The organism is Vibrio sp. SCSIO 43136 (assembly GCF_023716565.1).
GTDB lineage: Bacteria > Pseudomonadota > Gammaproteobacteria > Enterobacterales > Vibrionaceae > Vibrio.
Genome location: NZ_CP071849.1, coordinates 496,613 through 509,910, shown reverse-complemented (window position 1 = coordinate 509,910; position 13,298 = coordinate 496,613). Strand labels below are relative to the sequence as shown.

Annotated in this window: 11 protein-coding genes; 4 read left to right on the top strand and 7 right to left on the bottom strand. The window is 45.8% G+C overall.

Annotated features, from left to right (window positions below; translation table 11 throughout):
* Complete coding sequence (locus tag J4N39_RS16980) at positions 1-771, bottom strand: AzlC family ABC transporter permease (RefSeq protein ID WP_252026103.1); 771 nt, start codon at positions 769-771, stop codon at positions 1-3.
* Positions 772-1,073: 302 nt separating this feature from the next.
* Between J4N39_RS16980 and J4N39_RS16975 the strand changes: the two genes are divergently transcribed.
* The 3 genes from J4N39_RS16975 to J4N39_RS16965 all read left to right on the top strand — a co-directional run bounded on the left by J4N39_RS16975 (position 1,074) and on the right by J4N39_RS16965 (position 3,535).
* The gene (locus J4N39_RS16975; protein WP_252026101.1) at positions 1,074-1,454 is read left to right on the top strand and encodes a Rid family detoxifying hydrolase; all 381 of its coding nucleotides are present in this window, start codon (positions 1,074-1,076) and stop codon (positions 1,452-1,454) included.
* 20 nt (positions 1,455-1,474) lie between these two features.
* Positions 1,475-2,755, top strand: coding sequence for an L-cysteine desulfidase family protein (locus J4N39_RS16970; RefSeq protein ID WP_252026099.1), 1,281 nt, complete (start codon positions 1,475-1,477; stop codon positions 2,753-2,755).
* 105 nt (positions 2,756-2,860) lie between these two features.
* Entirely contained in the window at positions 2,861-3,535 is a 675-nt protein-coding gene (locus J4N39_RS16965; RefSeq protein ID WP_252026097.1) for a helix-turn-helix transcriptional regulator, read from the top strand.
* A gap of 48 nt (positions 3,536-3,583) precedes the next feature.
* On the opposite strand, the gene J4N39_RS16960 is transcribed toward J4N39_RS16965, so the two are convergent.
* The 6 genes from J4N39_RS16960 to J4N39_RS16935 form a co-directional block, all read right to left on the bottom strand.
* A complete protein-coding gene (locus tag J4N39_RS16960; RefSeq protein WP_252026095.1) occupies positions 3,584-5,233 on the bottom strand; it encodes a methyl-accepting chemotaxis protein in 1,650 nt (549 codons plus the stop codon).
* Positions 5,234-5,679: 446 nt separating this feature from the next.
* Positions 5,680-6,096: a signal peptidase complex subunit 1 family protein gene (locus J4N39_RS16955; protein WP_252026093.1), complete on the bottom strand. Its 417-nt coding sequence runs from the start codon at positions 6,094-6,096 to the stop codon at positions 5,680-5,682.
* Positions 6,097-6,401: 305 nt separating this feature from the next.
* Complete coding sequence (locus J4N39_RS16950; protein WP_252026091.1) at positions 6,402-6,560, bottom strand: hypothetical protein; 159 nt, start codon at positions 6,558-6,560, stop codon at positions 6,402-6,404.
* 72 nt (positions 6,561-6,632) lie between these two features.
* The gene (yjjG, locus tag J4N39_RS16945) at positions 6,633-7,304 is read right to left on the bottom strand and encodes a pyrimidine 5'-nucleotidase (RefSeq protein ID WP_252026090.1); all 672 of its coding nucleotides are present in this window, start codon (positions 7,302-7,304) and stop codon (positions 6,633-6,635) included.
* Between the two features lie 90 nt (positions 7,305-7,394).
* On the bottom strand, positions 7,395-8,183 hold the full coding sequence (locus J4N39_RS16940; RefSeq protein ID WP_252026089.1) for a substrate-binding periplasmic protein: 789 nt from the start codon (positions 8,181-8,183) through the stop codon (positions 7,395-7,397).
* Between the two features lie 325 nt (positions 8,184-8,508).
* Positions 8,509-11,673 (bottom strand): chitinase C-terminal domain-containing protein, encoded by a 3,165-nt coding sequence (locus J4N39_RS16935; protein WP_252026088.1) that lies wholly within the window; start codon positions 11,671-11,673, stop codon positions 8,509-8,511.
* Positions 11,674-12,092: 419 nt separating this feature from the next.
* Here J4N39_RS16935 and J4N39_RS16930 point away from each other — a divergent pair, with 419 nt between their 5' ends.
* Positions 12,093-13,292, top strand: a complete 1,200-nt coding sequence (locus tag J4N39_RS16930) for a DEAD/DEAH box helicase (RefSeq protein ID WP_252026087.1) — start codon at positions 12,093-12,095, stop codon at positions 13,290-13,292.
* The last annotated feature ends 6 nt before the right edge of the window (positions 13,293-13,298 follow it).

Genomic DNA, 13,298 nt, shown 5'->3' with positions numbered 1-13,298 from the left:
TTATGCCTCACTTGTAGCTGGTGTTGCGTCGTGGCTTTGCTTGATAGCAACATCGCAAGATTCTGCTTTCTTAATCTCAGCCGCTTGCTCGCGCTCTGTCATTAAGTCCATCTGATAGCCGACAAATACACCGATAGATGCTGCGACCACCAAACCTAGCGAGTGTGGCAGGCTAGAAAACAACACACCCGCAACCATAGATACCACGGCAGCTACGATGCACTCTCGCTCTTTAAGCTGAGGCACAACAATCGCAATAAAGGCTGCAACCATAGCGAACTCCAACCCAAAATTAGCAATATCAGGGAAAGAACTTCCTACCAATGCACCGAGAGTATTAGCGACTACCCAGTTGACGTAAAACAGCCCCATCGCACCTAGGTAAAACCAATGAGCGCCATATTTGTGCTCTCGAACCCCTTTATAGGTGCCTGCATAAACTTCATCCGTTAGGCCAAATGCCATCAATGCACGTATGTGCAACGGCTGCCCCTTGGCAATTTCCGCCAGAGATGCGCTGTAGAGCACGTGACGTAAGTTAATCACGAAACTGGTAAACATGATTACCAGCATGCTGCCACCATGTTGAATCATGCCATAGGCTACCAACTGCGATGATCCTGCAATCGTCAGCATTGCAGAGAGAATACTTTGCGTAATACTCAATCCAGCTTGAATGCTCATAGCTCCAATGATGAAGGAAAAGGGAAAAGCCCCGATACAAAGTGGCGCTATCGTCTTCGCCCCAGCAAACATTAGCTGCTTATTCATAGTGGTAATTCAAACCTTGGGATTACATCAAACCTAAATGCGAGGCAGACATTATTCGATGTTGAAGTTTTTTGCAATTTGTTTATTTTGCAAATTAATTTGAAAGGTGATCTCCATCAAAGTTTTACCATTATTGAGACGCAAATCACCAAAAAATAGGCATTTAAGGGGGTTCGATGTAAAACAAAGCTTGCTTGATGCAACAAAATTTGCATTAATATATGCAAATCAAATTCTGAACGAAATCGAGTTGGAACTACAACAAACTTTCGTTTTTAACCAACATAGTAATAGGTAATACAATGAAAACAGTTGTTACTTCTCCAGCAGCTCCTGCAGCTATCGGTCCTTACTCTCACGGTACTGAGTTCAACGGCATGATCTTCACTTCTGGTCAGCTTCCTGTAGACGCTGCAACTGGTAAAGTTGTTGAAGGTGGCATCACTGAGCAAAGCATCATGTCTCTTAAGAACCTAGTAAGCGTTCTTGAAGCGGGCGGTGGTAGCGCTGAGACTGTTCTTAAGACTACTTGCTACCTAGCAAACATCGAAGACTTCGCTGCATTCAACGCAGTTTACGCTGAAGTTTTCCAAGGCGAATGCCCTGCTCGTTCTTGCTTCGCAGTTAAAGATCTGCCTCTAGGCGTTCTTGTTGAAGTTGAAGCTATCGCGCACAAAAAATAAGAATTATTAAGAGGTTAGCCATGAAAGCTGAGTGGAAGCAATACATTGAGATCATCAACTCTGTTGTTAAACCTGCACTAGGTTGTACAGAGCCAATCTCTGCTGCATACGCAGGTTCTGCGGTTGCAAGCATGCTAGGTGGTGCTCCAGATACACTAAAAGTATTTGTATCTGACAACCTGTTCAAAAACTCAATGGGCGTTTTTGTACCAGGCACTGGCAAAATCGGCCTTCCAATCGCTGCTGCTTCTGGCGCTGTTGGTGGTGACTTTGAAGCTGGTCTAGAAGTACTAGCGAAAATCACTCCAGAAGACGTTGAGAAAGCTCAAGCGATGATCGACGCTGGTAATGTAGAAGTTTCTCGTGAGAAAACTAACGAATTCATCTACTGCCGTGCTGAAGCAACACTTGGTGACAAGAGCGCAACTATCACTATCAGTGGTGGCCACACTCTAATCGTTGAGAAAACGCTAAACGGCGAAGTTATCTTTGCTGCTGACAAAGCTGACAACGCTGCTGCTTCTACTGCTTCTGTATGTGAAGGTGTAGACATCAGCATTGAGAAGATCTACGAATTTGCTACTCAAGTTGACTTTGCTGACATCGAGTTCATCCTTCAAGCTCGCGACCTAAACATGGCGCTTTCTCAAGAAGGTTTGGACAGCAAATACGGTCTAGAGATCGGTCGTACAATGGGCAGCAGCATCGCAACTGGCCTAATGGGTTCTAGTCTGACTACTGACGTTCTTATGTACACCTCTGCGGCATCTGATGCACGTATGGGCGGTGCAACACTACCTGCAATGAGCAACTACGGTAGTGGTAACCAAGGTATCGCTGCAACAGTACCTGTTGTTAAGACGGCTGAGTTCGTTAAAGCTGACGATGAGAAGCTAGCTCGTGCACTTATCATGAGCCACCTTGGCGCTGTTTACATTAAGTCACACTACCCTCCATTGTGTGCTTTCTGTGGTAACACTGCGACAAGTTCTGCGGCTTCATTTGCGATGGTTTACCTGAAAGGCGGCTCTTTCGAGCAATCTTGCTTCGCTATCCAGAACGTACTAAGCGACACTGCTGGTATGGTTTGTGACGGTGCAAAAGCGACTTGTGCGATGAAAGTAGGTAGCTCTTCTCAAGCAGCAATGAAAGGCATGATGCTAGCACTAGCAGGCCAAGAAGTTGCGCTTCAAGGCGTTATCGCTGGTGACGTTGAGAAAACTATCCGCAACATTGGCCGTATGGTTAGCACTGGTATGGCTATCACCGATAAAGAAATCATCGAAATCATGGCTTCTTAATTCGGAACAATCGCTGCCTCGTAAGGGGTAGCGATTTTTTTGATCTATATAACCTTAGTATCTTTATGGATACTTGTAACACCCTTATGCCAAAGGAAGTAATCTATGCTCGTCACGTTATCACTAAGTGACAAACTGATTCTACAAGCCACCTTTAATGTGGTTGATGGCATTGCCGCAATGTACGGCACCCACACGGAAGTCGTTCTACACAGTTTGGATATCGAGAACCCATCGATCATCAAGATTGCAAATGGTCACGTCACTGATCGTGATATTGGTGCCCCTATCACCAACTTAGCACTAGAAAAGCTACGTTCTGGTGTCGATGTCTCTGAACCTTATTTCAGTAAAGGCCCACACGGTAAGCTACTTCGCTCGGTAACCACAGTGATCCGCAATGACATTGGTACGGCCATCGGCTTATTGTGTATCAACTCCGACATGGATGCGCCGATCCATTCGCTACTAACGAGTATGTTGCCTGCAACCAACATCTCGGCTTCACAAACAGAAGTCACCTCTTCTGAGAAGTTTGCGAAAAGCCCCGATGAAATGCTGCAAGACTCTATTGAGACGATTCGAAAAAGCATTCTAAGTGACAGTGCTATATCACCAGCTAAGCGTAACCGCGCCATCGTTGAGCAGTTATTTGAAAACGGTGCGTTCAACATTAAAGATGCAATTGTCATTACCGCAAACACCTTGCAGGTATCTAGAGACACCATCTATCGCTATGTTCGCGAAATCAAAAGTGAGCAAACGGCCAACAGTTTATAAAAAAATCCCCAAACCTAAGTTTGGGGATTTTTTCGTTCTAAACGCAGACTACATTTTCTGTACTTTGCCATCCATCGAGAAGTTATCCAGCGTGGTAGAAATACCAGAGGCCATGTCACTCATATCTTGTGCGATTTGAGAACTGTTGGATATTTTGTTGTTGGTGTTGCTCAGCAGCTCAGAAAGGTAACGCTGTGCATCTTGCAAGCTATTGATGCTCTGCGATTGTTCTTGAATCAGGCTGGCAATCTCATTTTGCTGAGTCACCGTCATTTCAATCGCCGCCGAAATCGCACTGATGCTTTCTGACGTTTCTTCACTCGCCTGACGGCTACTTTCTACATGGTTTTGCAATTGACCCACAGATTCTACCGAGACATTCACCCGCTCGGTTAAGTCTGCCAACAGCTTACTAATTTCTCCTGTCGAATCATTGGTCTTACTCGCTAGCATACGAACTTCATCCGCAACCACCGCAAATCCGCGACCTTGTTCACCCGCTCGTGCGGCCTCAATGGCGGCGTTAAGTGCTAACAAGTTGGTCTGCTCCGCAATGGATTGAATCACATCAATGATACTGTAAACCTGCTCTGCTACAGAGCTCAGCTCTTGAATGTTTTCCGCCACTTTATGCGACTCTTCTGTTGCGACTTGTACCGCATTCATATTGGACTCAACGGAGCGCATCCCCTGCTCTGCACTGCTTCGGCTAGTTTGCGCCGAATCAATGGTCTGTTCAACCACCGCAGATACTTGAGCGAAAGAGCTTTGAAGACCATCTGAGATTTCGTTTATCTCAACGTATTTCTGTTTCTCTTCCTCATGGCTATCGGTCACTTCTTTTGACAGGACATCTACTCGATTAGATAGCGTTGAGATGTTCTCCGCACTGGTTTTCAAACCCGTGACTACCGAAGAGATGGAATGGCGCATCGCAATGATATTGGTTGCCAATTTACCCAACTCGCTCCGGTTAACTAAGTGTTCCGGATCGTTGGTCGCATCAAGATTCCCTCGACCGATTTCACGGCTGATTTTAACCAAGTGACCCAGAGGTTGAATAAGGCTAGATCCGATCAGAGAGGAAAGTAGTAATGTCAACAAGACACCAACCACTGAAATTATCAATAAATCTCTTTTCAGTTCCGAAACATTAGCATCGGCATAAGCGTTGTAATTCAACACAGCTTTGTGCATTGCAGCAAGGGTTTGATGATTCGCAAGCATAAACTCATCCACTTGCGCTTCGGTTGCATCTCGGCCTAAGGGCAGCAAAGCAAACGCCATTGCTTTTTGTTTCTTCCACAGTTGCTCAACCACTGTTAGCTGCTGCAAAAATGCAGAAGCATCACTCTTTATCAAAGAGATTGGCGACTTCATGGTTAAGTCAGAGAATGTTTGCCCACCATTTTTAAGAGCATTGAGGGAGGTTTCGTAAAGGCGAATCGTATTGTCATAGTCGAGCGCACCATGGCTAGACTTATGACCTTCGTATACTGTTAACATCACTTCTGATGCGAACTTCTTGGTCAACATACGTTGTCGACCAGCCACATTAATTACCGTGCCGTCTTGCTTGTTGGCTTCAAGTGTTGCCATGACGTCAGCAACGATAATACTGGTCGTTACCACGAATACCGCCAAAATAAGCATAAGCCGTTTAGTAACGGAAAGTTGCGAAAGTGCACCCTTCATCATTTAGTCCTTTATTTTCCTAGCCACTCTAACAAATTAGTTTAGTTTTACTCATTTAGCGAGGGAATATAAACAACAATAATGGACAGAACACATTGTCACTTTTATAACGTGAATTTGATCAAGTTAGGGGTAATAAAGCTAGGTAAATCAATGGCTGAGCGACGTTAGAAACTACCTATAAGGGGGTAGTTATCTCTCGCAGCCTAAACCGATGTTTACCATAAACCGACCAAGATCTAGAAACGGGGAACGGGAAACGGGAAACGGGAAACGGGAAACGGGAAACGGGAAACGGGAAACGGGAAACGGGAAACGGGAAACGGGAAACGGGAAACGGGAAACGGGAAACGGGAAACGGTGCAAGTCTAAATGCCGCTGGCAAAACGGCGCAAACAATATAAGCGAAATTTTGCCAGCAAAAACGCATCCTTGGCTACAACAGCAAGTTACTCTTCTTGCTGCTCGTCATCATGGTGAGAAGTAAGCTCTTCATAAGCTTTGAGAGCGTTAAACTTCTCGACCACAGTATCGTACTTCGAACGATCTATGGTGTGATGCAAGCCGGTATCGACTGGGGCAACTTGGTCGTCATTGGAATGAATTTCAGCCCTAAGTTCAAACTTAGGAGAACGCAAGTAAGCCAAAAGGAAAGTCAAAACAAAACCCGGTAATCCAACATATATCGGGTGGGCAATAGACAATACAAAACCAATCACAAAAGCGATCAACGCTGCGCGCTTGATTTTATCGTTAACGTGGTAATCTTTGACGTAAAGCTTATCTATTTTTGATAATGCAATTACTGAGCTTTCGACTTTTAGCCCAGCCGAAGTAAGATACGGGGGTTCTTTGCGACTAAACATCCGTTCTTCCTAATTCCTTGTATTTATGAACGAAATCTATGCTACTAGAGCCTGTAAACTAGCATACCAATAGCCTAACTTATGTGCTCGCGATTACAAACTCGTCAATTACCGCTCAAAAGGTGCCAAGTGCGTCCCATTCATGAACGATTAATTTATAAAGCACTGACAAAAATCGAACATAGTTTGACATCGCACTGACATTGAGAGAGCAAAAAAACAGCACAATAGCTTCATCACCTAATTGATAGTAAATACCTACTTACTATTACCCTAATAGGTCCGAATAGGTTAGAGCGTGTTGCTCAAAGCTCGCTGGAAGCGAGCTTTTTCTTTTTCGGCTGCTCTTCTTGTTTAGGCTTATCATCTGCGACTTTGCGGCTACACTGCTGCGCTGATACTCGGACTCTTGGCTTGCCGACAAACGAAGTCAACGGCAAGGTTGATGGCATGAAGTGATTCATCGCTACTCCTAAAATACACTCAAACACTTGTTCGACTATACCTTTGAGGTATTTGATAAATCTTGATTTAACTCAACGAATTACCCGTTCAAAATCACCCCAGTGATGAAGTTCGTAATGCGGTGTGATCTCGGTAGGTTGTGGCTGCTTTTCTAGGTTAAGCCAACAAGTATCAATGCCCGCATTCAGTCCGCCTAAAACGTCTGAATGAATGTTATCGCCAATCATCAGCACCTTAGAACGTTCCGGCTGTCCCATTTTCTCTAAGGCATAATCGAAGATACCAACCGCCGGTTTTGCAAGCCCCACCTCTTCGGAAATAACCACGTGCTCGAAATAATCACTAAGTCCAGTACGGTTTAAACGAACTTGCTGAAGTTGGGTAAACCCGTTAGTTATGATGCCCAACTTTGCGTGCTGAGAGGTATATTCAAGCATCTCGACAACACCGGGCAATGGCTGACAAATATCGGCCATCGCATCCAGAAACTTCTGATTGAGGTCATGGGCGCTGGTATTGAGACGTTTAGCCCAATCTAGAAAGCGATCACTTTGCAATTGGCTTGCGCTGATCTCACCATCTTGGTATTTGACCCAAAGAGGTTTGTTGACTTGTTGGTAAGTCGCAAAGTCTTGCGTAGAGAAATCGACGCCAAAAGTGCTGAACATGGTTTTAAGCCCTAAATAGGCATCAAAGCTAAACAATGTTTCATCAGCGTCGAATAGAATCCAGTCATATTTCATAGCAATCCTCTTGTTTGGGCTGCTAGTGTAACCTCTTGATCTAAAGTGAGCTATAGGTAATTTTATAAACGAATTCTAGCAATGATCGTATCAAATCTTCTTAGGGACGACCCAATCGTAAACTCCGTATCGATTAAGGATCTGTTTGAGCACACCCGACTTCCTGAGCGACTCTAACTCAACATCAAATTGATCTGCCCACTCTTGAGCTCGCATATCTGCTGCGGTAAACCCGATTACTAGCGGTGTAGGCTCTAAACAACCTGCACTTTTCAACATCCCTTTTTTGCCCTGTTGCTGTAAAAAATACTCCATTACATCTTTATCCTCTGCAATGGCTGTCACCTGCCCCAAACTCAGCAGTTCGACCAAGCTACTAAGACGATTCTCCTCAACCCCGGTATACGCATATATTCGGCTGTTCCAATACTGAGTTATATACGAATCGATCTCACCATAGCTATGCCCAGCAACGACACCGAGTTTTACCCATTGCAGCGATTCAGGTTTGTTGTAATGCCAACGACTTTTTTGGGCAACAAAGAAACAAGTATTGATTTCACCAATCGCTAGTTTGGGGAAAACAAGCCCCGGTACACTGCCCTCGGCGGTTGCAACAATTGCATCATATTCACCACGATAGGTCTCTGTACGCTGGCGCATAAAAGGTAGACTGGTGTATTCCGTGTGATAACCCATGTTTCTCAATACTGTATTAACGATTTCAATGCTGTAACCGGGCAATTGGGCTTTCACTCCATTTTCATCAGCAAATACGAAAGGCCGCCAGTCGCCCGTGGTGAGGCGCATGGTTTGAGCATAGAGCGGAGCTGACATCATTAAAGACATCAGTGTCAACGAAAGAGCCTTTTTAAGCATGTGAACCTCTTGCGAGAAATTGAAAGACAAGGCTGTCTCTGTATCGGCTAATACTAGGAATTCTTGATGGTAAACATGATTCAATTTTAAAGATGGGACTTAATACCAATCCAACCAATTATCTGATCAGCCTAGCTAGTCCATATTTCTTCTAGCCGCGTCAGAAATCGTATCCCTAGTCCCTGCTAGGCATAAGATTTCTTCCTTACTAGAAAAAAATCTGTCCGTCGCTATGCAAGATCACATAATTAGTCGTATTGGTATTTGTTCACAAAAAAAGCGCACAACAGGCCAAGTTGTGCGCTTTTTTATAGTTTACAAAACGTTAGATGTTACACACTGTGCTCCAGCTACCGTCACTTCCCGGCTCAGAAGCAGTCCACCAGTTGGCTTGGTATACCACGCCGTTATGGATCACTTTATCACCTTGGTTTGCGTGACTTGGGTTACCTGCCCAGTCTACCTGAGGGAAGTCTGGGTAAGTCTTCAAGCCAGTTACATCACAGCTACCGCCATTGTTGTTACCACCGTTGTTCCCCCCATTATTGCCACCAGAGCTAATGTCAGCAACTGGTAGGTCTGGCTGCTCAAACTTAAACGCATAATCAACACCATTGATGTTCACGCTGTAGTTTGCAGGGCCAGAGATAGGTAGGTAGTAAACCATGTCTAGCTCATAGCTCTCGCCTGCTGGTAGTGCTTTCCATGCTGGTAGGCTAAACGCTACGCGGTGCATTGGTCCGTCAAGGCCACCAATATTGTTGGCGCGAGTATGACCTGAAGAAATCACTGCAAGACCACCACCAGACTGATCTTTAGCGTTATCTGGAGCAGATACAGGGATATCAAACTGGAACTCAGTACCACCCGGGATCTCAACGCCCGTGTTGTTGGTAAACGTCACTTTCGGGTTGATTGGGTAGTTCTGATCGCCCACTTTAAAGCCACCGATAGACACAGCAATATCGACAACTTCGCTCGGAATAGCGCCAGTCGCAACTTTGTTGCCATACGGAGCTGCGGACTTAAACTTATCGTACATGGCTTTCGTCATGGTATTACCCATGTGGTATTCACCATTGCCCGTCGCACACGCTTGCTCTGTTGCATCGATGCTGGTTCGGTTACCATTTGCGTCTAGCACATAACAGTTGTAGTCACCCGCAAGCTCCCAGAACATGATGCCACCGATACCCTTATCGATAACGTAGTCTGATTTCACTTCGATAGACTGTTTATCTTCGGTTGATAGGAACACATTGGTGTCCGCATTCCACAACCAAGGAGCAACGGCGACACTGTCGTAGTGACGAGTGTAAGTACCCGTTAATACATCAGAAGGATCGTTCACAGGGTCCAGTTTGTACGCTTGCGCATAAGAACCCCAAATACCTTTTTCTAGGTTCTTCGCATGCCACATTGGGTTGGAACCTGCGCCCATTTCAACGCCATTGGCATCCAAATCGTGCCACATGTTGTTGATACCCAGTGCACCGTAACCACAGTTGTTCTTCTCACCTTCACCTGTTCCTGCTGGACAATCCGCTTGGTTTGGCAGTGGTGCACGCCCCCAAAGGCCGTTTTCACCACCCGTTACGCCTTGCCAACCACGGGTGTAGTATGGAACACCAATATTGATTCGACCTGCTGGCATCGAGCCGCGGAAATAGTGATAAGCCCAGTCAGTATTTAGATAACCAATACCACCATAAGCTGCGGTGCCGTAAACATTCCATTGAGCAAGCTCAGAATCTTTACCAGTATCAAACAAGGCGGCGTTATGACCCACGTGGTCATTCCAAGCGCCATGCAAGTCGTAAGACATGATGTTGACATAGTCTAGGTAGCGACTCATTGCCATGGTTTCCATACCACGTAGCAAGTAGCCAGAAGATGGCGCTGCAATCGTCAGCATGTAGTGAACACCATCTTGCGCACTCGCCTTATCTAGCTCTTCACGTAGTGTACGCATCAATACTTCATACGATTGCATCAAGTAAGCTCGGCGTGGCTCAGAGAAGGCCACATCATCTGGGTTACCTGCACCTGCCATCGATGTTGGGTATTCGTAGTCAATATCCAAACCATCAAACTTGTAGGTACGCATCATTTCAATCGCTGATGCGACAAAGGTATTAATACCTTGCTGGTTAACGCTGCCATCGGCATTAGTGGTCATGGTATAGAAACCGCCGTCAGCAACTCGCTTACCATCAACCCCAAAATGACCACCCGTCTCAGCCCAGCCACCAATCGAAATTAACGTCTTCACGCCATGTTTGACCTTGGCCGTTGCAAGCGCACCGAAGTGGCCTTTAAAGCCAAGTGCTGGATCAACTTCAACACCCGGCCATTCTTTACCTACCGCGGCGTTGTTTGGATCATTAACATCACCTACATTGACTTTACCGTCTGAACCAATGCTGACGAATGCATAGTTGATATGAGTAAGCTGTTCCCAAGGAATGTCTTTCACGAGATAAGCGGCTTGAGGGTCGTCCCCTGCACGCCAGCTGGTAAAGTAACCAATCACACGACGTGGGTGGTCAGCACCCATGATTTCACGGCCTTGATCATCGTAGATAGTACAGTATGGAACATTTACACCTGGGGTTTGGTACAAACCATCTGGACGACAGTTCGAGGTCACCGCACCGCCATTGACGGTCAGGGTTTGTGCAGCAGAGTCTGTAGTTGCACCTTGATTGTCTGTAGCTTTGGCATACACAGCATTTGAGCCTGCACTAGCGGCAACATAGTCAAGTGTATACGGCGCTGCTGTAACCACACCAACCGATTGACCAGCCACGAAGAACTCAACAGAGCTTACCGAGCCATCGCTGTCTGCAGCGGTTGCGCTTAAAGTCACCGTTGCACCGACATCCACCGCAGTTGCAGATAGAGCAACATCAACCGTTGGCGGTACATTAATAGGACCAACAGAAGCTTCTACAGTAATTGCCGCAGAGCTTTGAGTACTCTGTGCACCTTGATCATCCGTTGCGACAACAGCTACTGTGTGGCTACCTTCTGTCGCCGTCCACTGGGCAGCAAATGGCGCAGCAGTTGATGTCGCAACTAATGCCCCATCAATAAAAAATTCAACTTTAGCTACGCTGCCATCGACATCGGCCGCCGTTGCTGCAATATCTACCAGCTCGCCAACTTGGTAGGTCGATCCAGCAGCTGGAGAAGAGAGTGTGACTGTCGGTGGTTCATTAACGACTACACCACCCTGACAGGTATCAATTTTTTTCCATTCAGCCCACTGACCTTCGTGAGTTGATGGATCGTTGCCTTGCGTCCAATAGTTGGCCTGATAGGCGATATTATTTTGCTGAACTTGCGCTCCGCCCGTATACACGGTGGCTGCGTCCCACTGCTCAATACCAGTACAATCTACTGCTGCATAGCTATTGAATGCGAGCAGGCAACCGACGGTAATCGTGCTTAGTGGGAAAAATCCACTAGCCTTCTTTACACCCTTCATATTGCATTTCCCTTAATTGATTGTTTCATTCGACAAAATTCTGGAGCTTCCCGCCCCTAACACTTTTTATCTTGTGCAAATCAACTCTAGGAGAATGGGATTATTTACGCCCCGAAATATTCGAAATAGGCAAAGTTACTCGCAAACAATATGGTGTACGTTACATAATTCAGCATCTTTTTTTGTACCGAAAACAAATTATGAAGATCGGCTAGTATTAATTTCTCATGCCAAAAATCACCCACTTTTTATAAAGTTAAATCACCAATACGCAACTAAACGCATCAATGATGATGGAGATCACAATGGCTGAAAGAAGGATTTTCTGGTAGGATTTGCGACCCAATTTAGCCGTGCTTTTTTTGCACTGTTTTGCCTCTCGGTTAGATGCCCTAACTGAGGATTTGAAGAGAGTTTTTATGTCATTTTCACGCTTAGGTTTAAACCAAGCCCTTGTCCAAGCAGTAACTGAACTTGGTTACCAAGAACCTACCAAAATTCAATCACAAGCCATTCCATTGGTCTTGCAAGGGGATGACTTAATCGCTGCAGCGCAAACAGGTACGGGTAAAACTGCAAGTTTTGTGTTGCCGATTTTGGAGAAACTTTCTCGAGGCCAAACAGAGCGCAAAAAGCGTTTTCGCGCGCTGATCTTAGCGCCTACTCGCGAGCTTGCTCTACAAATCGATAAAAGTGTTGCCCAATACAGCAAACACCTGCCGCTAAAATCACTGGCGATTTATGGGGGTGTTGACGAAGCTCCTCACAAGCAAGCGCTGATTGAAGGTATCGATGTTCTCATCGCAACACCGGGTCGTCTATTGGATATGGCGAACAGACGAGCGCTCTATTTTGATGAAGTAGAAATGCTGGTACTCGATGAAGCTGACCGTATGTTAGACATGGGCTTTATCGACGACATCAACCGTATCTTGGACCGTGTGCCTGAAGATGCACAGAACCTACTTTTCTCTGCCACTTTGTCTAACAAAGTGCGTGATCTTGCCAAATCTGCGATTCACAACCCGAAAGAGATCAGCATCAGCGCCGCAAGTGCGAGCAAATCCAATATCGAGCAGTGGGTGATCCCGGTCGATAAAGATCGTAAATCTGCGCTGCTATCTGAACTCATCCAAACCAATCAATGGCAGCAGGCGCTTATCTTCATCAAAACTAAGCAAGGTGCAGCCAAACTTGCAAGCCAATTGGAAAAACGAGGCATTGCCTCAGAGCCTTTCCACAGCGGCCGTAGCCAGCAGGTACGTGAAAAACTGTTAGAAGATTTTCGTGATGGAAAGATTCAGTTCCTTATTGCAACAGGGGTTGCATCGCGTGGTATCGACATAGATAACCTAGAGCGAGTGGTAAACTACGATCTACCGTTCCCAGCAGATGACTACGTACACCGCATTGGTCGTACGGGTCGTGCCAATGCTCAAGGTGAAGCTATCTCTTTCCTATCGAAAGATGATTTCAAGAATTTGTGCATGATTGAAAGCCGCCTTAACCATCTGTTAGAGCGCCGTGAAATGGAAGGATATGAGCCTCGTAAGCCGATCCCAATTTCGATTTTAAACTATGTACCTAAGCACAAGCGAAAGCCTGAGCAAGAATCCTAACCAATT

Coding starts and splice junctions, on each gene's coding strand:
- J4N39_RS16980 (WP_252026103.1), bottom strand. CDS start 771: ATGAATAAGCAGCTAATGTTTGCTGGGGCGAAGACGATAGCGCCACTT.
- J4N39_RS16975 (WP_252026101.1), top strand. CDS start 1,074: ATGAAAACAGTTGTTACTTCTCCAGCAGCTCCTGCAGCTATCGGTCCT.
- J4N39_RS16970 (WP_252026099.1), top strand. CDS start 1,475: ATGAAAGCTGAGTGGAAGCAATACATTGAGATCATCAACTCTGTTGTT.
- J4N39_RS16965 (WP_252026097.1), top strand. CDS start 2,861: ATGCTCGTCACGTTATCACTAAGTGACAAACTGATTCTACAAGCCACC.
- J4N39_RS16960 (WP_252026095.1), bottom strand. CDS start 5,233: ATGATGAAGGGTGCACTTTCGCAACTTTCCGTTACTAAACGGCTTATG.
- J4N39_RS16955 (WP_252026093.1), bottom strand. CDS start 6,096: ATGTTTAGTCGCAAAGAACCCCCGTATCTTACTTCGGCTGGGCTAAAA.
- J4N39_RS16950 (WP_252026091.1), bottom strand. CDS start 6,560: ATGAATCACTTCATGCCATCAACCTTGCCGTTGACTTCGTTTGTCGGC.
- yjjG (WP_252026090.1), bottom strand. CDS start 7,304: ATGAAATATGACTGGATTCTATTCGACGCTGATGAAACATTGTTTAGC.
- J4N39_RS16940 (WP_252026089.1), bottom strand. CDS start 8,183: ATGCTTAAAAAGGCTCTTTCGTTGACACTGATGTCTTTAATGATGTCA.
- J4N39_RS16935 (WP_252026088.1), bottom strand. CDS start 11,673: ATGAAGGGTGTAAAGAAGGCTAGTGGATTTTTCCCACTAAGCACGATT.
- J4N39_RS16930 (WP_252026087.1), top strand. CDS start 12,093: ATGTCATTTTCACGCTTAGGTTTAAACCAAGCCCTTGTCCAAGCAGTA.